This is a genomic window from Ruminococcus sp. OM04-4AA (genome assembly GCF_003462585.1).
GTDB classification, from domain to species: Bacteria; Bacillota; Clostridia; order Lachnospirales; family Lachnospiraceae; genus Mediterraneibacter; species Mediterraneibacter faecis.
This window is the reverse complement of record NZ_QTZH01000016.1, coordinates 33,017-57,437: the sequence shown is the minus strand read 5'-3', so window position 1 is coordinate 57,437 and position 24,421 is coordinate 33,017. Positions and strand designations below refer to the sequence as shown.

Genomic DNA, 24,421 nt, shown 5'->3' with positions numbered 1-24,421 from the left:
GAAAAATGACAAAGATTGACATTATTTCAGGATTTCTTGGAGCAGGAAAGACAACTTTAATTAAGAAGCTTCTTTCCGACGCATACAAGGGAGAACAGGTTGTACTGATCGAGAATGAATTTGGAGAGATCGGTATTGATGGTGGATTTTTGAAGGAAGCAGGAATTGAGATTCGTGAGATGAATTCAGGATGTATCTGTTGTTCACTGGTTGGAGATTTTGGAAAATCTCTTCATGAGGTCGTAGATACTTATCATCCGGATCGTATTCTGATCGAGCCATCAGGAGTTGGAAAGCTTTCTGATGTAATCAAGGCTGTACAGGATGTTCAGGGTGAAATCGATGCAGAGCTCAATAGCTTTACAACAGTTGTAGATGTAACAAAGTGCAAGATTTACCGTAAGAACTTTGGCGAATTTTTCAGCAACCAGATTGAATATGCAGGTGCAGTTATTTTAAGCCGTACAGATAAAGCAAAACCGGAGAAGATTCAGGAAAGTGTTGCACTGTTAAGAGAACTGAATGAAAAAGCTCCAATCATCACAACACCGATCGAGCAGCTTCCGGGCGAGAAGATTCTTGAAACAATGGAATCAAGCAAATCTCTTGAAGATGAGTTACTCGCAGAAGTAGCCAAGGAAGCACATGATCATGAACATCATCACCACCACGATCACGAAGAGTGCGATCACGAGCATCATCACCACGACCATGAAGAACATGATCATGAGCATCACCATCACGACCATGAAGAACATGATCATGAGCATCACCATCACGATCATGAAGAGTGTGAGCACGAGCATCATCACCACGATCATGAAGAGTGTGAGCACGAGCATCATCACCATGATCATGAAGAGCATGAGCACCATCATCATGATGGAGAGTGCAGCTGCGGCTGTGGACACCATCATCACCACGATCATGAGGGTCATCATCATGCAGATGAGGTATTCACAAGCTGGGGTAAAGAGACAATTCATACTTATACAAAGGATGAGGTCAGTGCAATTCTGAAGACTCTTGAAGAGGATGGCTCTTACGGAAATGTACTCCGTGCAAAAGGAATGGTAGCAGGAGCAGATGGAGAGTGGATTTACTTTGATATGGTTCCGGAGGAGCATGAAGTAAGAACAGGAGCACCGGAATACACAGGAAGAATCTGTGTGATCGGAGCTGAGCTTAACGAAGACAAGCTTGCAGAATTATTTAAGCTGAAATAAAAAGGATAAGCAAAGCAGTACCCCATAGGGGGCTGCGTAGCATTATGTAATAACAGATGTCTTCTGCGAAAAGGAGACGGAATGGAGATAGATATGATGAAAGAGCCAGATGTTATGGTTTATCTGATGACAGGTTTTCTGGACAGTGGTAAAACTCAGTTCCTGAATTTTACACTATCTCAGGATTACTTTCAGATTGATGGAAAGACACTTCTGATTCTCTGCGAAGAGGGGGAAGAACAGTATGATCCAATGGAAATGCTGAAGTATGGTGTCGTTATTGAGACTGTAGAAGATAAAGAAGATCTGACAGAAGAATGGCTGGAAGAGATGAATAAGAAGCATGAGCCGGAACGTGTTGTTATTGAATATAATGGTATGTGGCAGGTGAGTGAATTTGAGAAGATGAAGCTTCCGGCAGGCTGGGCTATCGAGCAGAAGATTACAACAGTAGATGCGAGTACATTCCAGATGTATCTGACAAACTTAAAACCACTGTTTGTCGAGATGGTAAAGGGAGCTGAACTTGTGCTGTTTAATCGTTGTGAAGATAAGAAACCGTTGGCAGGATACCGCAGAAGTGTTAAGGTTGTAAGTCCTCAGGCAGAAGTAATCTTTGAGGATGAGAACGGTGAGGTAGACAATATCTTTGAAGACGAAGTACCGTATGATCTCAAAGCACCTGTGATTGAGATTCCAAGAGAAGATTATGGTATCTGGTATATTGATATGCAGGAGCATCCGGAGCGCTATAAAGGAAAAGTTGTAGAATTTGTTGCAAAGGTTATGAAACCGAAAGCATTTCCGTCTAAGGTATTCTATCCGGGACGTATGGCAATGACTTGCTGTGCAGATGATACATCTTTCCTTGGATATGTTTGCAGAAGCGCTTATGCGCCGAAGCTGAATGCAGGAGACTGGGTAAAAATTCGTGCAAAAGTGTGTTATGCGAATCTGTCTGTATATGGCGGAGAAGGACCGGTGCTTGAGGCAGAGAATATTGAGCCTGCAGAACCAATTGAAGAGTTAGTATATTTTAATTAAGACAAGCAATAAGACAAAGTAATAGGACAAGAAATAGGAGGAGAACTTCATGGCAAAGAAATATGATGTAATCGCATTAGGAGAGCTTCTGATTGATTTTACAATGAATGGACAAAGCGAACAGGGAAACAATATGTTTGAGGCTTGCCCGGGAGGTGCACCGTGTAATGTGCTGGCGCTTCTGAACAAGATGGGAAAGAAGACAGCATTTATAGGAAAAGTTGGAAAAGATCAGTTCGGAACGTTATTAAGAGATACGATTACGGAAGCCGGAATCGATGCCTCCAATCTGATGGTTGATGAAAATGTGAATACAACACTTGCGTTTGTACATACATTCCCAGATGGAGACAGAGAGTTCTCATTTTACCGTAATCCGGGAGCAGATATGATGCTTACAGCAGATGAAGTGAATCCAGAAGTGGTAAAAGATACAAAAGTCTTTCATTTCGGAACACTTTCTATGACACATGAAGGTGTGCGTGAAGCAACAAAGAAAGCGGTAGAAACAGCAAAAGCAAATGGTTGCCTTGTATCCTTTGATCCAAATCTAAGACCGCCGCTGTGGAGTTCTCTTGATCTTGCAAAAGAGCAGATGGAGTATGGATTTGGAAAATGTGATATCCTGAAGATCTCTGATAATGAAATTCAGTTTGTATCCGGTAAGGAAGACTATGATGAGGGAATCGCATATCTGCAGGAGACATACAATATTCCGCTGATTCTTCTGACTATGGGAAAAGACGGAAGCAGAGCTTATTACAAAGGCATGCGCGTAGAGAGACCAGGATTTTCAGTGAAAGCAATTGAGACAACCGGTGCAGGAGATACTTTCTGTGGAAGTTCTTTGAATTATCTGGTTGATCATGATTTTGAGAATCTGACAGAGGAACAGTTAGGAGAGATGCTGACATTTGCGAATGCGGCAGCAGCACTTGTAACAACAAAGAAGGGTGCGATCAAAGCAATGCCTGTAAAAGAAGAAGTTCTTGAACTGATTCAGAAATAATTGACAAGAAAACAGTCAATCATTATAATGTAACACAGAAACAAGGGCGTTTCCAACTTAGGTGGAGAACGCCCTTTTATCGTATCAGTTTATGATAAAGGAGGTCGAAAAATAATGCATAACTATACAAGAGATGATATTTTTCACATAGTAGAGGAAGAAGATGTCGCTTTCATCAGATTGCAGTTTACAGATATTTTTGGAACGATGAAAAATATGGCGGTAACAGTAGGACAGCTTGAAAAAGCATTGGATAACCGCTGTATGTTTGATGTTTCTTCCTTGGAAGGGGTTGCAGATGAGGAAGAATCAGATATGTACTTGTATCCGGATTTGAGTACATTTGAAATCTTTCCATGGAGACCACAGCAGGGAAAAGTTGCAAGACTGATCTGTGATGTGTATAAAAAGGACGGAACACCGTATGAAGGCGATCCACGTTATGTACTCAGAAAGGCTGTTGCGGAGGCGAAAGAGATGGGATATACGATGAATGTCGGTCCGGAATGCGAGTTCTTTCTTTTCCATACAGATGATGACGGTAGACCGACAACAGTAACTCACGAGCAGGGTGGATATTTTGATGTAGGGCCGTTGGATCTTGGAGAAAATGCGAGAAGAGATATGATCTTAACATTAGAAGATATGGGGTTTGAGATTATTTCCTCACATCATGAGATTGCGCCGGCGCAACATGAAATCGACTTTCACTACGATAAGGCGATGATTACAGCAGATAATCTGATGACATTTAAGATGGTTGTCAAGACAATCGCAAAACGACACGGTCTGCACGCGACATTTATGCCAAAGCCGAAGAGTGAGACTTATGGGTCAGGAATGCACATTAATTTGTCTTTATATAAAAACGATGGAACAAATGCACTTTATAACGCAGAGGATGAGAACGGACTCAGCCAGGAAGGATATTATTTTATTGGTGGCTTGATGAAACATATGAAGGCAATCACCTGTATTACAAATCCGACGATCAATTCTTATAAACGTTTTGTGCCGGGGTATGAAGCACCTGTTTATATGGGATGGTCAGCTAAGACAAGAGGACCTTTGATCCGTGTGTCTATGGAGAAAGAAGACAATTCAAGACTGGAACTTCGCAGTCCGGATGCTACGGCGAATCCATATCTGGCGCTTGCAGTACTTCTGAAAGCCGGGGTGGACGGAATTAAGAATCAGATTATGCCTCCGAAGAATATTGATGAAAATATTCAGAAGATGACGCAGGAAAGAAGAGATGAACTTCAAGTGGAAGAACTGCCGAGAACGCTTGGAGCTGCTACAGCAGAGCTTGAGAAAGACGAACTGCTGATCAGCGTATTAGGGAAAGAGCTTGCCGAGAAGATCATCAAAGCAAATAAGAAAGAATATAAAGAATATTGTATGCAGGTGACAGACTGGGAGATCAATCATTATCTTTACAGACTGTAGTCTGGATATCTTGTCATTGGGCATTTAGAGACCACATATATTGGTATAGAACATTTTAGAGAGAACAGATTGACAGAAAAGAAGTTAGCGGAAGAGGTGAGCAGATATGAGCAACATTATTGTCGTTTTTCCAAAGAGGGAAAATGCAGTAAATATCCGTAATAGTTTGGTTCGTGCGGGTATTGAAGTATCTGCGGTATGTTTGACAGGAGCTAAGGTTTTGCAGTATGCTGATAACTGGAACGATGGAATTGTCGTGTGTGGTTATCGGTTTCAAGATATGCAGTATACAGATTTACGAGAATCTCTTCCGGATACGTTTGACATGCTTTTGGTGGCTTCAGCGGATAAGTGGATGGATGGACTGCCGGATGGGGTTGTAGGACTTCCACTCCCAATCAAAGTTTATGATTTGGTAAATACCGTTGAAATGATTCAGCAGACACAGAGCAGGAAGAGAAGAAAGCGCAGAGAAACGATACGAAAGAGAGACGATTCTCAGAGAAAGATAATCGATCAGGCGAAAGCGCTTCTGATAGAACGAAATAACATGTCAGAAGAGGAAGCACATCGATATTTACAGAAGAGCAGTATGGAAAGTGGAACTAATATGCTCGAAACAGCACAGATGGTGCTGACAATTATGAATGAATAAGAGGCAGTTGTTAACAGTAACGAATAAGAAGTGCTGTAAACAATAATAAAGGAGAGGACTGTCAGTGATGACAGCGGAACGGAGAAGAGAATGAAATTTACAAAAATGCAGGGAATTGGAAATGATTATGTGTATGTAAACTGTTTTGAGGAGAAGGTGGAAGATCCATCAGCGTTGGCAATCCAGGTGAGTGACAGACATTTTGGAATAGGATCTGATGGATTGATCCTGATCTGTCCGTCAGAAGTGGCAGACTGTGAGATGGCCATGTATAATGCGGATGGCTCCAGAGGAGAAATGTGTGGAAATGGAGTTCGCTGTGTCGGAAAATATATGTATGATTACGGTCTGACTGATAAAAAAGAGATTACAGTTGAGACTTTAGCAGGAATCAAAACACTTCAGCTTTTCATAGAAAATGGAAAGGTTGCGAAGGTTCGAGTTGATATGGGAAGTCCAATCTTGACACCGGCAGAAATTCCGGTTGTGGCTGAGGGAGATAAAGCTGTAGATGAACCGATTCTTGTGGATGGAAAAGAATATCATATGACTTGTGTATCTATGGGAAATCCGCACGCAGTCGTTTATGTAGATGATGTGGACAATCTTCCGATTGAAGAAATCGGACCGAAATTCGAAAGCCATGAGAGATTTCCAAGACGTGTGAACACAGAGTTTGTAAAAGTGTTGGATAGACATACTGCACAGATGCGTGTTTGGGAGAGAGGATCTGCTGAGACACTTGCCTGCGGAACAGGAGCATGTGCTGTAGCTGTTTCTTGTATTCTGAATGGATTGACAGAAGATGAAGTAACTGTAAAGCTTCTTGGCGGAGATTTGGAGATTCAGTGGGATCAGGAGAAGAACACGGTTTATATGACAGGACCGGCAACTGTTGTATTTGATGGAGAGCTGAAATAAAGATTTGATTAGAATGCGTTGACTAAACTTTCATTTTAAGATTTTTGGTCAACGCATCTGTAACAACAAAGAGACTATAATCCTAATATACAAAAAAAGAGATTACAAATTGTAATCTCTTAAAACATCGGAGTGACAAGATTCGAACTTGCGACCTCTACGTCCCGAACGTAGCGCTCTACCAAACTGAGCCACACTCCGATAAAATAGGGAACTTGCCGAAGCAAATTCCCAGCTACGGAAAAGGGACTTGAACCCCTACTAACAGAGTCAGAGTCTGCTGTGCTGCCAATTACACCATTCCGCATTACTTGAGTTTTGTTTGTTGCTTGTTTCAAACAACATGGTTATTATATCAAAGCTACAGAAAAATGCAACCCCTTTTTTTATATTTTTACGTTAGACTTTTTAAAGAAATTGTCTTAAATGTCAGAAAATTAAGAAAATTTGTTTCGCCAAACGAAAAAGGGCATCGACAGTAGCGAAAAAAGCATCAATGGCAGAAAAAAGGGCATCGACAGTTACTAAAATCTATAAGATTACTCTACAAGAAAAGCTCTGCAATAAATACAACTGCGCAGCAAAGAACTGCGACTGGCAGCAGTCCTGCACCGCACCATGCGGCCACAACTCCAACAACGAGAGCGAGGGCTCCGGAGATTGGAGACTGTGTGGCATGAAGGATTGCCGGGAATGTCATCACTGCTAGTGTGACATAAGGTACATAGTATAGAAAGGACTGAAGAAACTGGTTCTTCAAAGGTTTTCGGATCAAGGTCATCGGCAGTACGCGGATGAAATAAGAGATACCGCCCATGATAAGAATATAGATATAAATATTGTGTGTCATAATTTTATTCCTTCTGAGTAACTGAAGTTACGTTTTTATTATTGCTTAGTTGAAGCTGAAGTTTCGTCTTCTGTCGGTATCGGGAAGAAGAATGCTGCTCCGGCTGAAAGTGCGACGGTCAGTATGATTGTTCTGGTACCATCCGACAGAGTGGAGATCCAAGGTAGGCAAGTTGCTGCGAAGCTTGAGATAAATGCAAGAGTAACCAGTCCTGCAACGACTTTATTCTGCTTTGAAGGAGGAATGATGATAGCGATAAACATTCCAAAGAGGGCAACACTAAATGCACTGACCATACGTGGTGACATGATATTTCCGGCAATGACACCGAGCATAGTTCCAAAAGCCCAGCCCGGAAGCGGAGTTACCATCGCGCCATAGGTATAATAAGGATTTAAAGTACCGGGTCTGCTGATCGCAATTCCAAAAAGTTCGTCTGTGATATCATAACTCATCAGCAGACGGTGTCCTAACGAAAGGTCGGGACTTAAACGCTGACTCATGGCACAGCTCATCAGAAGATAACGTGCATTTGTGATCAATGTGACAATTGCGACCTCAATATAAGGAGAGTTTGCAGCAATTACAGTCAGTCCGGCATACTCTCCGGCAGATGCATTATTTAACAGACTCATAAGGAATCCCTGAAATGCATTCAGGCCGATATTTCTTGCGGCGATACCGATTGAAAAGGAGACCGCAAGATATCCAAGTCCAATCGGAATTCCATCGCAAAAACCACGACGAAATGCTTGTCTATTAGATTCTTTCATAATAATAAACCACCTTAGTTACAAATTTTGTCTCTGAGGGATATTGTATCATTTCTGCGGAGGAAATCAAAGTCGGAAATGAGGACAAATCCCCCAATTTATAACATTTCTTGACGCATTTATGTAAGTGTGATAGAATGACCCCGTTGTAACATATAATTTAATACAGATGCGTGAGGTGTCAGTCAGATGGATGATGGTGTCCTGATTATGAATGCTCAGGGGAATGACATGGGAAATCTGGACTGGTGAAAAGGGAAACAGGTGAGAATCCTGTACGAACTCGTCACCGTATTTCGTGAGCTTTTGTTTTGAGACCACTGGGAGACCGGGAAGGTGAAGCAGAAGCGTTTGAACGATCAGCCGGGAGACCTGCCTTTCGCAGTACAGGAATGAAGAGTTCATGCCACGAGGAATTGGCCGTACGAAAGGAAATGATTTAGACTGCAGTAATTATTTACAGATAGGTTGTAAATAATCACCGGTTTTTCTTTGCGTACCCTCGTTTGATTCGAGGGTGTTTTCATTTCTGAGAACAAGAAATCAGGAGGATGACAATGAAAAAGAAAGTATTAATGGTTTTACTGGCAGCAACACTTAGTGTGTCCATGATTGCAGGATGTGGATCAAAGGGCGACAACAACACTGACACAACAAAGACAGAGTCAAAACAGGACAGTGATCAGGAAGCAGCAGATAAAGTTGCGAAGCTGATTGATGACATTTATGTTCAGGAAAGAACAGACAAGACAGATGAGCAGTGTACAGCAGCGAAAGAAGCATGGGATGCACTGACAGATGCACAGAAAGAACTCGTTGAGGGAGAGAATGCGGATCCGGATTATTTCGGAAGAGATACGGGAGATGCATCCAAGGATGATCCACTCAACGCTGATGAGATCGGTGAAAATGAAATCCTTGTAGTAAGTTTTGGAACATCCTTCAATGACAGCCGTGCGACAGATATCGGTGGTATTGAGAAGGCAGTTCAGGCAGCTTATCCGGACTGGTCTGTAAGAAGAGCATTTACAGCGCAGATCATTATCAATCATGTACAGGCCCGTGATGGAGAGAAGATCGATAATGTGGATCAGGCATTGCAGAGAGCAGTAGACAATGGTGTGAAGAACCTCGTTGTACAGCCAACACATCTGATGCATGGAGCAGAATATGATGAACTTACAGCAGCATTAGAGGGATATAAAGATAAGTTTGAATCTGTTAAGATTGCAGAGCCACTTCTCGGAGAAGTTGGAGCTGATGCGACTGTTATCAATGCAGACAAGGCAGCAGTAGCGGAAGCAATCACAGCAGAGGCAGTGAAAGACGCAGGATTTGACAGTCTGGATGCAGTGAAAGAAGACGGAACAGCATTTGTATTCATGGGACATGGTACATCTCATACTGCAAAGGTAAGTTATTCTCAGATGCAGACACAGATGGAACAGCTTGGATATGACAATGTATTTATCGGAACTGTAGAGGGTGAGCCGGAAGATACATCCTGCGAGGCAGTGATCGAGAAACTGAAAGAAGCAGGATATAAGAAAGTAATCCTTCGTCCGCTGATGGTTGTTGCAGGAGACCATGCGAACAACGATATGGCCGGAGATGACGATGATTCCTGGAAGAGCCAGTTTGAGGCATCAGGAGCATTTGACAGCATTGATACTCAGATTGCAGGTTTAGGAGAAATCCAGGCAATCCAGCAGCTGTATGTAGCACATACACAGGCTGCAATTGATGCAGAGTAATTTGTAAGAAGATATTGAGAAGGTCATGCTTGTTCAGAGAAAAAGGAATTGCATGACCTTTTTTGAATCAATGAAAGGAAGGATTTAGATGAAAAAGAAGTTATTAATGGTATTAATTTCTGTTTCTATGATCGCATCTGTATTTACAGGATGTGGAAATAGCACAGAGGCTAAAGACAGTGGAAAAGCACAAACAGAACAGGCGGATACAAAAGAGGATTCTGCAGATAAGGCAGATGAGGAGCAGGCAGCACTGGAAGACGGAACATATACAGCAGAATTTCAGACAGACAGTTCTATGTTCCATGTAAATGAAGCGATGGACGGAAAAGGAACACTGACAGTAGAAGACGGCAAAATGACAATTCATATAAGTCTGGTGTCTAAAAATATTGTCAATCTGTTCGAAGGAACTGCCGAGGATGCACAGAAGGACGGCGCAGAACTGCTTCAGCCTACAACAGATACTATTAATTACAGCGATGGAACATCTGATGAGGTCTATGGATTCGACGTTCCGGTTCCGGCACTGGACAAAGAATTTGATCTTGCATTGATCGGAAAAAAGGGAACATGGTATGATCACAAGGTCAGCGTGACAAATCCGGTGGAAGTAGAAGAATAAAATGGATTTGTAACCTTTACAAACCGGCAAAGAAGGGATAAGATACTTTTATAAAATAATTTATAAAAGGAGCCTTGGATATGGCTGGAACGGAAAAGAGAAATATCACAAAATCAAAAATAGTAAACTATATTATAAATCACGAAGCAACGTCTAAAGTGGAATTGTCGAAGGATCTCAATCTTAGTATGCCGACTGTATTGTCGAATGTGAATGAGCTCTTGGCTAATGGAATTGCGGTTGAAACCGGAGAATATGAATCTACAGGCGGGCGAAAAGCAAAACGAATCAGTATTAATCCAGCGTACCGTTATGCGGTTGGGATAAGGATCACTGCGAAGCATGCAGGATTTGTACTTGTGAATTTGAGCTATGAGATAGAGAAATATGAAAGGATCCGCTTAGAATTTTCAACAGAGGCCGCTTACTACTTACAATTGAGCGAAGCATTGGAAAGATTTCTTTCAGATGTAGAACACAGAGAACGAATCTTGGGAATCGGAATTTCAATTCCGGGAATTGTTAATTCGAAAGAACGAATGCTGATCAAATCTCATGCGCTCCAATTGGAGAATTATAGTTTAAGCTTTTTGGAACAGATCTTTTCACTTCCGGTTTATTTTGAAAATGATGCCAATGCGGCAATGATGGCAGAGGATTTAAATAACTATAGAAATGCATTGTATCTTTCATTGAATAACACACTCGGAGGAGCATTTTGCATTGACGGGAAATTGATTCCGGGAGAGAATCAGAAAGCCGGAGAATTTGGACATATGATCCTTGTTCCGGGCGGAAAGAAATGTTATTGCGGAAAACAAGGCTGTGCGGATGCTTACTGTGCGGCGAGCGTGCTGACAGATGATACCAAAGAGACACTGGAACAGTTTATGAAGAAGGTGGAAGAGCAGGACGGACAGGCTGTGAAGGTTTGGAAAGAGTATCTTAATAATCTGGCAATCCTTATTTCAAATCTGAGAATGGCATATGATATGGATATTATTCTTGGAGGAGAAGTAGGGGGATATCTTGCAGATCATATGATAACCTTAGGGAAAAAAGTAATGGAATATAATGGATTTGAGCATGATGCGAGATACCTGAAAGTTTGTTCATATAAGAGAGAAGCCTCGGCAGTTGGTGTGGCAAAACATTATTTACAGGCTTTTATTAAAACATTATAATGATCAGAATGATGGAAAGTTAGAAAGTCCAGAGAAGAAACATTTTTAATACATGTTTCTTCCCTGGACTTTTTTTGCGCAAACTGCATAAAAATCATAGCGAAATCTTGTGCAATAGGCAGAACTGAACAATAACATATTGACAAAATATATTTCCTGAACAATAATGTAATTACTTTAATAAAACATTTGATAAAAGATATTCAATAAAGGAGGAAAACATTATGTTACAGCAGGTAATGACAAACCCGGGAGAAATTATTTTCAGAGAGGTACCAGTCCGGAAGTGAAAGATGATCAGGTACTAGTTAAGATTATGAATATTGGAATCTGTGGATCTGATATTCACGTATATCATGGAAAACATCCATTTACAAAATACCCGGTGACTCAGGGGCATGAGGTATCCGGTGAGATTGCCAAGGTCGGAAAAGATGTTACAGAATTTCATGAAGGACAGAAAGTTACGATTGAGCCACAGGTTTACTGCGGACAGTGTTATCCGTGCCGCCACGGAAAATATAACCTTTGTGAGGAACTTAAGGTTATGGGATTCCAGACAACAGGAACAGCTTCAGAATATTTTGCAGTAGATGCCTCTAAAGTAACACCGATTCCGGAAGATATGTCTTATGAAGAAGGTGCCATGATCGAGCCTCTGGCAGTTGCAGTGCATGGAGTAAAGCAGGTAGGAGATGTAAAGGGATTGAATATTGCAGTTCTTGGTGCAGGACCGATCGGTAACCTGGTTGCACAGGCAGCAAAAGGAATGGGCGCCGCAAAGGTAATGATCACAGATGTCAGCGACCTTCGTCTGGATAAGGCAAAAGAATGTGGTATTGATGTATGCGTTAATACTATGGAGAAGGACTTTGGAGAGGCAATGGTTGAAGCCTTTGGTCCTGACAAGGCAGATGTGATCTATGATTGCGCAGGAAATAATATCACAATGGGACAGGCAATTAAATACGCAAGAAAAGGAAGTATCATCGTTCTTGTTGCCGTATTTGCGGGAATGGCAACAGTAGACCTTGCAGTTGCAAATGATCACGAACTGGATATCAAGAGCACAATGATGTATCGTCATGATGATTATGTAGATGGTATAGAACTTGTAAATGAAGGAAAAGTTCATTTAAGACCATTGATTTCTAAGACATTTGCATTCAAAGATTATCTGAAAGCATATCAGTATATTGATGATAACCGCGAGACAACGATGAAAGTAATCATCAATGTGCAGGAGAAATAGGTGATCGAATCAAGAGAGAACAGAGTTTTATCAGAAACTCTGGCAAGGAGGTATTAATGGAAAACGAGAGCAATAATGGAAAAGTGCCTCTGATCAGCAAGATTGCATATGGTTTCGGAGATGTAGGATGTAACTTTAGCTGGATGTTTGTCAGTAACTTTTTAATGATTTTCTATACAGATGTATTTGGAATCAGTATGGCAGCAGTATCAGCATTGATGCTTTTCTCAAGATTCTGGGATGCGATCAATGATCCGATCGTAGGTGGATTAACAGATAAAACAAACACAAGATGGGGAAGATACCGTCCATGGCTGTTGGTGGCAGCACCGATCACATCAGTGCTTTTGATCCTTTCTTTCTGGGCACATCCAGATTGGTCAAATACATCGAAAATAGTTTACATGGTAATTACATACTGTCTTCTTGTCTTAGGATACACTTGTGTAAACATTCCATATGGAACACTTTGCGGTGCTATGACACAGGATATTGATGAGCGTGCCAAGATCAACACATCTCGTTCCGTAGCAGCAATGATTGCAATCGGAATCATCAATATCGTAACAGTGCCACTGATCAGCAGGCTTGGAAGCAACAGTGTAAAGAACGGTTATCTGTTTGTTGCAATTATTTACGGATGCATCTTTGCTGCATGTCATTTCTTCTGTTTTGCAAAGACAAAAGAGCAGGTGACAATTCCGGAGAAAGAAAAAATCTCCATTAAAGTACAGCTGAAGGCCGTTATGCAGAACAGACCATATCTGCTTGCATTAGTTGGACAGGTGCTGTTCGGATTCACACTATATGGAAGAAATGCAGATATTTTATATTACTTTACTTATGTAGAAGGAGATGCGTCCTATTATACAACATATTCCATGTGTATTATTATTCCTTCAATTATCGGTGCAGCTTGTTTCCAGCCGGTATTCCGTAAGTTGAATAATAAAGGAAGAACAGCATCTGTTTTTGCATTACTTACAGGAATCGCTATGCTTGCAATGTTCTTCTTTAATGTAAAAGAATCTCCAATTGTATTCTATGCATTGGCAGGTATTACACAGTTCTTCTTTTCAGGATTTAATACTGCAATCTACGCAATCATTCCGGATTGTGTGGAATACGGTGAGTGGAAAACAGGACTTAGAAATGATGGATTCCAGTACGCATTTGTTTCTCTTGGAAATAAAATCGGAATGGCTATAGGAACTGCACTCCTTGCAGCACTGCTTGGTCAATACGGATATGTGGCAAATCAGGTACAGAATCCGGAAGTAATTGCAGTTATGAAACATGCATTTTCAACAATTCCCGGAATTTTGTGGATTGTCACAGCGGTTGTACTGTTCTTCTATCGTTTGAATAAAAAGCGTTACAATGAAATCGTGGAAGATCTGAAAAATGGAAAAAGAGGTTAAGAAAATATAAAAAACGTGGCCCGGTGCACTGCACCGGGCCATTATCTATATAACTATTCGTAATTTTTGGTCGAAGTCCGGCAATCATAAAAGATCTGTCGCTAATACAATCACCGTCTTCTTTTATTTATGATACTGGAATGGTACTAGCTATCTTTTGTTGTGACCAGTAACATTCATGTTTGCTTTAGCATTCATCTGTATCAACTTGATGATGTTATTATACGGAAGAATTATGAACACCTCGTGTCACGAAAGCTAAAGAAAAGTAAAATTTATTAAGAGAATATAATTTAAAACTGAAGAAATGTTTAACCTAGATTATAGACAAAATGTCGACAATTTCGTTAAGGGAAGACTGGAAATTTTTCACGATACATGATATGATGATGTAAGTGTCAAAAAGTATAAATTGCGTTTGTGCTCACACAAATAAGCAATTTATACTTTTTGACACGCCGAACACCGAAAACGGAATAAAATGGTGTGAACACGCCATTTTATGGGAGTTTGAGGTGCTCGAGGATTGCGGGAATTGCATAGCAATGGAGCAATCCGGTTACATCAGTGAGTGGCAAAATTTACTTTTGACACTCATATCATATGATAGAAAACAGTAAAAAAGGAAGGATGAAAATAATGGATATTAAAGAAAAGATTCATGCAACAACAGAAGAATTGTTAAGTAATATGGAAAGACTTGTAGCGATAGATTCACAGCTTGGAACACCGGCAGAAGGAATGCCATTTGGAGAGGGACCGGCAAAGGTTCTTCACGAAGCACTGCAGATTGCAGATGAACTCGGATTCAAGACAGTGAACCTGGATAACTACTGTGGATATGCAGAGATGGGAGAAGGCGAAGAGATCGTTGGTATCGCAGGACATCTGGATATCGTACCGGCAGGCGGTGATTGGACATATGATCCATTCAAGCTGACAAGAGAAGGAGATTACGTTTACGGACGTGGAACAACAGATGATAAAGGACCTGTTATGGAAGCACTTTATGCGATGAAGCTTCTTCGTGATTCAGGTGTGAAGCTTAACAAGAGAGTTCGTCTGATCATGGGATGTAATGAGGAAAATGGTTCCAGATGTATGGAGCATTATAATGAAGTGGCAGAAGAGTTATCTTGTGGATTTACACCGGATGCAAGTTACCCATGTATTCACGGAGAGAAAGGTATGCTTGGCATGCTGGCAACTTCTAAGAATACAAAGATTATTTCTATCAATGGTGGATTTGTATTCAATGCCGTATGTGATGCATGTACAGCAGAGATTCCGGCAGAAGAAGGACTGAAAGACAGACTGGAAGCTGCTTTCGCAGAGACAAAACTTCAGGAATACAAAGTAACAGAGGAAGATGGAAAGATCACTATTTATGCAAAGGGAGTATCTGCACATGCAAGTACACCGGCATTTGGAGTTAATGCTGCAGGTGTTATCTTTGACTGTCTTGCAAAAGCCGGATTTGAAGATGATTTCGTAGAATTCTATAACTCACACATTGGCACAGCATGTGACGGATCAGGAATCGGACTGAAATGCGCAGATGAGTTTGGAGAGCTTACATTCTGTAACGGAATCGTTAAGACAGAAGACGGTGTGATCTCCGCTACAATCGATATCAGATTCCCGGTAACATATTCTGTAGAAGATATGCTCAAGATGTGCGAAGGAAAGCTCGAAGACGAGAATGGACGCATTGAGATCCACACAACTACAAAACCATTGTTCTTCCCGAAAGAGTCTCCACTTGTAGAGGCACTGTACAAAGCTTATACAGATGTAACAGGAGATACAGAGAACAAGCCGTTAGTAATCGGTGGCGGAACTTATGCGAAATCCTTAAAGAACATTATCGCATTCGGACCGGAAAAACCGGGTGTGGATTACCGTATTCACGGTGCAGACGAGTATACACTTGTATCAGAAGTTGAAGAAGCAGTACATGTTTATATGGAAGCAATCAAGAACCTGCTTGCAATTTAAAAAATCAGCTTTTGGGTTATATAAAAAATTATGAAATACTGAAATCAAAATAGCGTGCAATGAATACTTGCACATTATTAATGAAAAGATAAGTTTGTGCAAGATGGCTTTGCACAAACTTATTTTCTATATGTCGAAATAATATTCTACAAAGGAACGAGGTGGGAAAAAATGAAATCAAAAGAAATTGCAAAAGCATTAGATATTTCAGAAGCAACAGTGTCATTAGCGTTAAATAAACGCCCTGGTGTTAGTGCAAAAACAGTGGAAAGAATTCAAAAGTATATAATAGATAATGATAAGCCAAAAGAGATAGAGAATCATAAACGTATTAATAAGGATAAAACAATCATGGTTGTTCATTATTTCAAGAACGGATGGGTTTTAGGAGATTATGGGAGACTGGGAACGGAAGATGGTGTCGAAAAATATGAAAGTGGAAAAGCATCTAAGATAAATAACCATTATCGTTTGCTTCTAGAACTTGAAAAGATTGTCGAAGTCCAGGGGTTTCAATTTGCAAACTATTTTCTTGATAGAACAAGAGAAACAGAAGAAAGATTAATACAGACCTGTCGTGAAAGAAAAGTTGTTGGTATCTATATATTGGCAGCAGAAATGGAGGAAGAGGATATTTATCCATTTTTGGAATTAAACATTCCAATTATTGTTGGAGACAATAAATTCTATACAGCAGATATTGATAGTTATAATAATGACAGTTATCAAGGAGTACAGTTATGCATTGATTATCTGAGAAGCAAGGGGCACCGGCATATCTTATATTTATCCAGCGGGTTACCTGCATTTAATTTTGAAGAACGCAGAAATGCTTTTGTTCGATTGATGAAAAAAAATCATATGGGAGATGCTTCCAACAGGATTTATGAGACAGGAGCTGAGTACAATGAGGCCTATCAGAGAATACAAAGATTATTGTATAACGGAGTAAAAAATTCAACAGCCTTTATATGTGAATGTCCGGCAGTGACAATTGGTACAGTGAAAGCATTATTTGAGGGAAAATACAGAATTCCGAAAGATTTTTCACTAATTGGCTTTGATCCAGTTATACCTGAGAGTATAGGGGGGCTGCATTTGACAATGGTCAAAGGAGCACATATGTCGAGACATATTGAAGGTGTGAAATATTTAATAAGAAAGATCCAAGAGAAAGAATTACAAACAATTACTGTAAATTATCGTATGAGAGTTATTGAGGGAAATACAGTATTTAATAAATTACGTTATACATACCTTTAAAAAGATTTAAAGAAAATTTAAATAACTTGTTGAAATTCTACAAATATAGAAAGCAGTGCCTCGAAGATAGAAAATAAAACAAGCAAAACCATAAAAAATAAAATGTTGGATAGGAGGAAATGATTGGGAGTGATACACTGATTTATGTAAAGAAAAGTTCGCTGGAAATGGCGACAGGGACATACATAAAGGAGGAAGGGTATGGCTAGTAAATACGATGCTCTTGCGCGGATCATAGTGCAGAATGTAGGAGGAAAAGGGAATATAGTAAGTCTGACACATTGTGTAACAAGACTTCGCTTCAAACTGCAGGATGAAAGCAAGGCCAATACAGATGTTTTAGAAAGCACAGATGGAGTACTGAAAGTTATTCAGTCAAACGGCCAATATCAGGTGGTTATTGGACAGACGGTTGGAGATGTTTATCAGGCAGTAATTAATGTGGCACATCTGCAAGATGTAGCTTCCGGGGAAGTTGAAGATGATGTAGAAGAATCAAGAGAACGAAAGACGCCTCTAAATATAATGATTGATGTTATTTCTGGTATTTTGGCTCCAACAATTTCATTATTGTGTGCAGCAGGAATCATCAAAGGAATTATGGCATGTTGTACATTTTTCGGAGTCCTTCAGACCACGGATGGAATCTATCAGATTTTATATTCTGTAGGAGATGGTTTTTTCTATTTTCTTCCAATTATTTTAGGATATACAGCTGCTAAGAAATTCAAGATGAATGAATTTACAGGAATGGCACTTGGTGTTGCATTGGTATATCCTACCATGACAGCACTGACATCAGGAGATGTGCTTGGAACTGTTTTTGCAGGAACTGCTTTTGAAATGAATTATTATACGACGATATTTAATATTCCAGTTGTAATGCCAAAAGCAGGATATACCTCATCAGTAATTCCAATCATTCTTGCTGTGTGTATCGGATCGAAATTGGAAAGAAAGTTGAATAAAGTTTTGCCAGATGTGATTAAAGCATTTATTACACCTGTTATTACATTAGTAGTAATGGCTCCACTTACTTATTTGTTGATTGGACCACTGGCATCGCTGTTCTGTGCAGTATTACAGGTGATATTTAATTTCCTGTTTTCACTTCCGGTTGTAGGAGGGCTTGTGGGAGGATTATTAGTTGCTGCTCTCTGGCAGGTGCTTGTTATTTTTGGATTCCATTGGGGTATTGTTCCATTGGGATTGATTAATCTTGGAAGTCTTGGGTATGACTGGATTCTTCCGTGCAATTTTTGTACTACAGGCGGAGTACTGGGGGCATTATTTGTTATTCTTTTGAAAACAAAGAATAACAATACAAAGAAGAGAGTGGTTCCATCAATTATCTCTATGCTTTTTGGTGTTTCTGAACCGGCAATTTACGGAACATTACTTCCGATGAAAAAACCTTTCATAATAGCAATTATAGGAAACGCCGTGGGAGGCGCTATCACAGGATTTTTTGGGGCAAGAAGATATATGATGGGAGCATTAGGACTGCTAGGAATTCCATCATATATTGATCCGGCACCAAATGGTGCGGGAATGTATAGTGTATGGGTTGTACTTGGTGCAACACTTGCAGCATTAGTAGTTTCTTTCAGTGTTGGATGGGTCTATTATAGCAAGAACAGCGTAGATGCTCAGAAATAGAAGATTCAGAAAAAGCAGATTCAGAAAAAGCAGATTCTATAGGGATCTGCTTTTTTAGAAAGAGGTAAAAATGAAAAATTTTCCAGAACATTTTTTATGGGGAGGAGCAGTTGCAGCTAATCAGTGTGAAGGAGCTTTTCAAGAGGGAAAACGAGGTCTTTCATCAGTTGATGTATTACCATATGGAGAAGACAGACGAAAAGTAGCTTTAGGTGAAATGATTATGTTGGAATGTGACGATAAGCATAGATATCCAAGTCATGAAGGGATTGATTTTTATCATACATTCAGAGAAGATATAAAACTTTTTGCAGAAATGGGATTTAAAGTTTTTCGCTTTTCTATTTCCTGGACAAGAATTTTTCCAAATGGAGATGATGAAATTCCGAATCAAGAAGGAATTAAATTCTATAAAGATGTCATCAAGGAATGCAAAAAATATAATATTGAACCATTAGTAACTATTTGCCATTTTGACACACCTGTAGCACTTATAAAGAAATATGGTGGCTGGAAAAGTAGGAAGATGATAGATAGTTATCTGAATTACTGTTATGTTTTATTTAAGAATTATGGAAAAATAGTAAAGTATTGGATTACATTTAACGAAATTAATATGTTGATGCATATGCCATTTTTGGGAGCAGGAATTGTTTTTAAAGAAAATGAGAATAAAGAAGCTGTGAAGTATCAGGCTGCACATTATGAATTACTGGCCAGCGCACAGGCTGTGAAAATGGCAAAAAAAATGATGCCAAAGGTAAAGATTGGATGCATGCTTGCAGCGGGACAGTACTATCCATATACCTGTAATCCGGAAGATATTTATCGTGCAATGGAGGCAGACAGGGATAATTATTATTTTATTGACGTACAAACACGTGGAGAGTATTCAATATTTGCAAAAATGCGTATGAAGGAGAAGAACATTACTTTAGACATAACAGAAAAAGATTTGAAAATATTAAAGGAAGGAACTGTTGATTTTGTTGCATTGAGTTATTATTCCAGTCGTTGTATTTCAGCGGATTCAGAAGTAATAGAGAAAAAGAAACGGCCAGGCAATGCGGCAATTCTTTCATTAGTAAATCCATATCTTAAATCAAGCGAATGGGGATGGCAGATTGATCCGTTAGGGTTAAGGATTACTTTAAATACACTTTATGACAGATATCAAAAGCCATTATTTATTGTTGAAAATGGTTTGGGTGCAGTAGATGAGATTGAAGAAAATGGTGAAATACATGATATTTATAGAATAAAATATTTACAGTTGCATATTAAAGCACTAAAAGATGCGGTTGAAAAAGATGGAATTCCGGTAATCGGCTATACATCATGGGGACCGATTGATTTGGTTTCGGCATCTACCGGCGAGATGACGAAAAGATATGGATTTATTTATGTAGATAAAAAAGATGATGGATCAGGCAGTTTGGTAAGAAGACGAAAAGCTAGTTTTTATTGGTATAAACAGGTAATCCAATCAAATGGAAATGATCTTGAATATAAGGGAGAAACATATGAGTAAACAGGTCTTTAATCCATATCTTCCAGAATGGGAATATGTTCCAGATGGAGAGCCAAAGATATTTGACGATAGAGTCTACATATTTGGCTCACATGATATTGCAGGAGGACAAAATTATTGTTCAGAGGATTATGTATGCTGGAGTGCACCGATAAATGACCTGACATCATGGAGCTTTGAAGGAACTATATATAGAAAAGAAGATGATCCAGGGTATAGAAATGAATCAGGAGTCCGGCTCTATGCACCGGATGTATGTAAGGGGAAGGATGGAAAATTCTATTTATACTATTTTTCAAATAAATTGGATCGAATTAGTGTTGCAGTGTGTGAATTTCCAGCAGGTCATTATACGTATTTAGGCGACGTACACCTAAAAAATAGAAAAGTATTTGATGGAAATAGTGGATACGGATTGCCGTTTGATCCGTCGATATTGTGTGATGGAGATGATATCTTTTTGTATTATGGATTTGCATTTCAGGAAAAAAAAGAAAAGTTTAATGAAAATGGTTATTGTGGAGCATTCTGTGCAAAACTTGAAGATGATATGTTGACAATGAAAACAGATCCTGTATGTATAATTCCGGGAAAACTGTATTCAAAGGAGACAGAGTTTGAAGGACATGCATTTTTGGAAGCATCAAGTATACGGCATTATGGAGACAAATACTATTTTGTATATTCATCAGAAAATGGACATGAATTATCCTATGCGATAAGTGATTCTCCAGATAGAAATTACAGATATAAAGGAACACTGATATCAAATGGCGATGTGGGATTAAAAGACCGAAAAAAGAAGGATGCGGTGAACTATCTTGGAAACAATCATGGAGGAATTTTAAAAATAGAAGATAATTACTATATTTTTTATCATAGACATACTCATGGAATACCGTATTCGCGACAAGGCTGTGCTGAAAAAATACAAATGGATTTCAATGGGGAATTTTCACAGGCTGAAGTGACAAGTTGTGGATTGAATAACGGATCATTAGAGGCAAAAGGGACTTATCCGGCGCGAATTGCATGTTGCTTAAAAAGTGTGGATGGAGTAAAGCAATATTCAAAATCAGTACATTGGGATGAAAAACATCCGTATATTGCACATGAAAGAATACAGGATAATGCTACTTCGGAAATGCAATATATATATAATCTTAGAAATGGGGCAATCTGTGGATATAAATATTTTCATTTTGATGAGACAGAAAGAAAAGTAAAGATCTGTAGTAGAGGAAGATTCGAGGGAATATTAGAAATGTATATAGGAAATCTAGAGCCAGATAATCTTTGTGCGGTAATTGCAGTGAATCATTTAGAAAATCATAAGCAATGGAGTTGGGAGGAAGTAATGATAAAAGGGAAAAAGGGCGATTATCCAATTTATTTTAAGGTATGTGGGAAGGGAGCATTAGATTTAAGGAATTTGTTTTTGAGTAATGATACGTTTAAAAAAGAAATTCCAACAGAAGAATGTCTGAAAGATCAACGGAAGATGACTGTTTATGCAAAGGGAGCATCTGCACAGGTATTGTAAAAAGTAATATGCACAAAACCATTATGAAGAGTTTGTGAAAGAGAATCTTGCGCAAACTCTTCTTTTTGCCGTAAAATAGAGAAGCACAGGAGGAAACTAATATGGGAAAAATTAAAATTATTTTCTTTGATATTGATGGTACATTGATTGATATGCAGAAAAAGCAGATCTCTGAAAAAATGATAGAAACACTGCAAAAACTTAAGAAAAATGGGATTAAGTTATGTATTGCTACGGGACGTGCACCAATAACACTTCCAAAAATCAAAGAGATTGAGTTTGATGCATGGCTGACATTTAACGGTTCATTGTGTTATGACAGAATGGAAACGATCTATAGTAATCCAATCTGTTTGGAAGATGTACAGAAAATTGTTGGCAATGCATCAGCAATTGGACGTCCGGTCTCTGTTGCAACGAAGGAGCATCTTGCAGCAAATGGAACAGATAAAGATCTTGAAGAGTATTATTCCTTTGCTCATCAGAGTGTAGTGATTGCGGAAGATTTTGAAGATATCATCTGTCAGGAAGAGATTTATCAAGTAATGTTAGGGTGTCGTGAGAGTGACTATTCTGTAATTTTGGAAGATGTAGAAGGGGCGAAGATTACAGCATGGTGGGATCACGCAGCTGATATCATTCCGGCAAATGGCGGAAAAGGAATGGGAATCCAAAAGATGTTGGAGCATTACCAGCTGGATCGTTCAGAAGCTCTCGCATTTGGAGATGGGAATAATGATATAGAGATGCTTCAGACGGTTGGAACAGGAGTTGCAATGGAAAATGCGTCAGCGGATTTGAAGGCAATTGCAGATGAAATCTGTGGAAATGTTGCAGAAGACGGAATTTATCATTATTGTATAGAGAACGGATTAATCTAAAAGAAATTTGTGCCGCCAGCCAAAGGCGGTGGAATGGAGATTAACATGTTATTAAGTATCGCTTTGATCCTGCTTGTAGGAATGTCTATGGGCTGGATCTGTAAGAAAATCAAACTGCCAAGCCTGCTTGGAATGATGATTACGGGCATGACACTCGGCCCATATGTACTGAATCTGTTGGATGACAGTATTCTTGGAATCTCAGCCGAGCTTCGAAAGATTGCGCTGATCATTATTCTTACAAGAGCCGGTCTTGGTCTGGATCTTTCAGGGCTTAAGAAGATTGGAAGGCCGGCTGTGATGATGTGTTTCGTGCCGGCGACATTTGAGATTGTTGGAATTGTACTGCTGGCTCCGAAGCTGATGGGATTATCTATACTTGAAGCTGCAATCATGGGTGCTGTACTTGCGGCAGTTCACCAGCTTTTGTAGTACCGAGGATGGTGAAACTGATGGAAGAAGGATATGGCGTGAAACAGGGGATTCCGCAGTTGATCTTGGCAGGTGCATCTGTAGATGATGTCTATGTCATCGTGCTGTTCTCAACATTTACAGGAATGATGCAGGGACAGAGCACATCTATACTCAGTTTTATTAATATTCCGGTTTCTATTTTCCTTGGAATTGGCATTGGATTATTGATTGGAAGTTGTCTCGCATATTATTTTAAGAAAGTACATATAAGAGATACCTCGAAAGTGCTGATCATCTTGAGTATTTCTCTGTTGCTTGTTGTGATGGAAGACAGCTTGAATACAGCGATCACATTTTCGGCATTGATCGCGATCATGTTTATTGGAATCGGTTTGCAGAAGAAGAGAGAAGTCGTTGCGAAGAGGATTTCTGTGAAATACGGGAAGCTGTGGGTGGCAGCAGAAGTATTTCTGTTCGTGCTTGTAGGAGCAACGGTGAATGTCGGATACCTTGGAAAAATCGGAGTAAAAGCATTAGTTGTTATCGCAGGTGCGCTGGTGTTCCGTATGCTAGGCGTATTCGTCTGCCTTCTTGGAACAAGTCTCAAGAAGACAGAACGATTATTTGCCATGATGGCTTATACACCGAAAGCAACAGTTCAGGCCGCAATCGGCGGAATCCCTCTTGCGATGGGATTTGCCTGCGGAGATACCGTTCTTACTGTGGCTGTTTTAGCGATTGTGCTGACAGCTCCGCTGGGTGCATTTGCGATTGATTTCTCATATAAGAAATTATTGGAAAAATCAAAATAGAAAAATGTTATTAAAACAGTTCATGTAGAAAAAACGACCATTTATGAAAGCAGACCTTAGCGGTCTGCTTTTTATGTTATGATAAGTTCAGTAAAAAAGATACTTGTGAAGTGGAAAATGCAAAACGATCACAGGTACTGCGAAGGGTAACAAAGTA

20 protein-coding genes, 2 tRNA genes, 1 pseudogene and 1 riboswitch are annotated in these 24,421 nt (G+C 39.6%); of the genes and pseudogenes, 19 read left to right on the top strand and 4 right to left on the bottom strand.

The features are described 5' to 3' along the window. Positions 1-5 precede the first annotated feature (5 nt). The 6 genes from DXB52_RS06855 to dapF all read left to right on the top strand — a co-directional run bounded on the left by DXB52_RS06855 (position 6) and on the right by dapF (position 6,304). The gene (locus tag DXB52_RS06855) at positions 6-1,226 is read left to right on the top strand and encodes a CobW family GTP-binding protein (protein ID WP_118106822.1); all 1,221 of its coding nucleotides are present in this window, start codon (positions 6-8) and stop codon (positions 1,224-1,226) included. 81 nt (positions 1,227-1,307) lie between these two features. Then, a complete protein-coding gene (locus DXB52_RS06850) occupies positions 1,308-2,270 on the top strand; it encodes a TIGR03943 family putative permease subunit (RefSeq protein ID WP_472520011.1) in 963 nt (320 codons plus the stop codon). A gap of 49 nt (positions 2,271-2,319) precedes the next feature. Further along, positions 2,320-3,279, top strand: coding sequence for a carbohydrate kinase family protein (locus DXB52_RS06845; RefSeq protein WP_117540257.1), 960 nt, complete (start codon positions 2,320-2,322; stop codon positions 3,277-3,279). A gap of 114 nt (positions 3,280-3,393) precedes the next feature. Continuing rightward, positions 3,394-4,728 (top strand): type I glutamate--ammonia ligase, encoded by a 1,335-nt coding sequence (glnA, locus tag DXB52_RS06840; protein ID WP_118106821.1) that lies wholly within the window; start codon positions 3,394-3,396, stop codon positions 4,726-4,728. 106 nt (positions 4,729-4,834) lie between these two features. Beyond that, a complete protein-coding gene (locus DXB52_RS06835) occupies positions 4,835-5,383 on the top strand; it encodes an ANTAR domain-containing response regulator (protein WP_015529923.1) in 549 nt (182 codons plus the stop codon). 90 nt (positions 5,384-5,473) lie between these two features. Further along, positions 5,474-6,304, top strand: a complete 831-nt coding sequence (gene dapF / locus DXB52_RS06830; RefSeq protein ID WP_117908312.1) for a diaminopimelate epimerase — start codon at positions 5,474-5,476, stop codon at positions 6,302-6,304. Positions 6,305-6,431: 127 nt separating this feature from the next. On the opposite strand, the gene DXB52_RS06825 is transcribed toward dapF, so the two are convergent. The 4 genes from DXB52_RS06825 to DXB52_RS06810 all read right to left on the bottom strand — a co-directional run bounded on the left by DXB52_RS06825 (position 6,432) and on the right by DXB52_RS06810 (position 7,927). Next, positions 6,432-6,505 (bottom strand) — tRNA-Pro (locus DXB52_RS06825). A 34-nt stretch (positions 6,506-6,539) separates the two neighbouring features. After that, positions 6,540-6,611, bottom strand: a tRNA-Gln gene (locus DXB52_RS06820). Between the two features lie 237 nt (positions 6,612-6,848). Further along, positions 6,849-7,154: an AzlD domain-containing protein gene (locus DXB52_RS06815; protein ID WP_117861709.1), complete on the bottom strand. Its 306-nt coding sequence runs from the start codon at positions 7,152-7,154 to the stop codon at positions 6,849-6,851. A gap of 38 nt (positions 7,155-7,192) precedes the next feature. After that, positions 7,193-7,927, bottom strand: a complete 735-nt coding sequence (locus tag DXB52_RS06810) for an AzlC family ABC transporter permease (protein ID WP_117861710.1) — start codon at positions 7,925-7,927, stop codon at positions 7,193-7,195. Between the two features lie 180 nt (positions 7,928-8,107). After that, a riboswitch (cobalamin riboswitch) is annotated at positions 8,108-8,321 on the top strand. A 163-nt stretch (positions 8,322-8,484) separates the two neighbouring features. On the opposite strand from DXB52_RS06810, the gene DXB52_RS06805 reads away from it, so the two are divergent. From DXB52_RS06805 to DXB52_RS06750, 13 genes and pseudogenes are all read left to right on the top strand, one after another. After that, a complete protein-coding gene (locus DXB52_RS06805; RefSeq protein ID WP_055146451.1) occupies positions 8,485-9,681 on the top strand; it encodes a sirohydrochlorin cobaltochelatase in 1,197 nt (398 codons plus the stop codon). 88 nt (positions 9,682-9,769) lie between these two features. Next, entirely contained in the window at positions 9,770-10,306 is a 537-nt protein-coding gene (locus tag DXB52_RS06800) for a hypothetical protein (RefSeq protein ID WP_117569546.1), read from the top strand. A gap of 80 nt (positions 10,307-10,386) precedes the next feature. Next, a complete protein-coding gene (locus DXB52_RS06795) occupies positions 10,387-11,490 on the top strand; it encodes an ROK family transcriptional regulator (RefSeq protein ID WP_118106820.1) in 1,104 nt (367 codons plus the stop codon). 224 nt (positions 11,491-11,714) lie between these two features. Then, positions 11,715-12,742: pseudogene (locus DXB52_RS06790) on the top strand (zinc-dependent alcohol dehydrogenase). Positions 12,743-12,798: 56 nt separating this feature from the next. Next, positions 12,799-14,163 (top strand): MFS transporter, encoded by a 1,365-nt coding sequence (locus DXB52_RS06785; RefSeq protein ID WP_118084870.1) that lies wholly within the window; start codon positions 12,799-12,801, stop codon positions 14,161-14,163. A 639-nt stretch (positions 14,164-14,802) separates the two neighbouring features. Beyond that, positions 14,803-16,161, top strand: coding sequence for a M20 family metallopeptidase (locus tag DXB52_RS06780; protein ID WP_181989174.1), 1,359 nt, complete (start codon positions 14,803-14,805; stop codon positions 16,159-16,161). Between the two features lie 171 nt (positions 16,162-16,332). Beyond that, on the top strand, positions 16,333-17,424 hold the full coding sequence (locus tag DXB52_RS06775; RefSeq protein ID WP_118106819.1) for a LacI family DNA-binding transcriptional regulator: 1,092 nt from the start codon (positions 16,333-16,335) through the stop codon (positions 17,422-17,424). 201 nt (positions 17,425-17,625) lie between these two features. Continuing rightward, the gene (locus tag DXB52_RS06770; protein ID WP_118106818.1) at positions 17,626-19,083 is read left to right on the top strand and encodes a PTS transporter subunit EIIC; all 1,458 of its coding nucleotides are present in this window, start codon (positions 17,626-17,628) and stop codon (positions 19,081-19,083) included. 70 nt (positions 19,084-19,153) lie between these two features. Next, positions 19,154-20,614 carry a 6-phospho-beta-glucosidase gene (locus DXB52_RS06765; RefSeq protein WP_118106817.1) on the top strand — a complete coding sequence of 487 codons (1,461 nt, stop codon included), beginning with the start codon at positions 19,154-19,156 and terminating at the stop codon, positions 20,612-20,614. Beyond that, positions 20,607-22,157: a family 43 glycosylhydrolase gene (locus DXB52_RS06760; protein ID WP_181989173.1), complete on the top strand. Its 1,551-nt coding sequence runs from the start codon at positions 20,607-20,609 to the stop codon at positions 22,155-22,157. Before DXB52_RS06765 ends, DXB52_RS06760 begins: the two co-directional genes overlap by 8 nt. Before the next feature lie 101 nt (positions 22,158-22,258). Then, positions 22,259-23,038, top strand: coding sequence for a Cof-type HAD-IIB family hydrolase (locus tag DXB52_RS06755; RefSeq protein ID WP_118106815.1), 780 nt, complete (start codon positions 22,259-22,261; stop codon positions 23,036-23,038). A gap of 33 nt (positions 23,039-23,071) precedes the next feature. Beyond that, positions 23,072-23,470: a cation:proton antiporter domain-containing protein gene (locus tag DXB52_RS16875; protein WP_472520010.1), complete on the top strand. Its 399-nt coding sequence runs from the start codon at positions 23,072-23,074 to the stop codon at positions 23,468-23,470. A 20-nt stretch (positions 23,471-23,490) separates the two neighbouring features. Then, entirely contained in the window at positions 23,491-24,264 is a 774-nt protein-coding gene (locus tag DXB52_RS06750) for a cation:proton antiporter domain-containing protein (protein WP_472520009.1), read from the top strand. Positions 24,265-24,421: the final 157 nt, after the last annotated feature.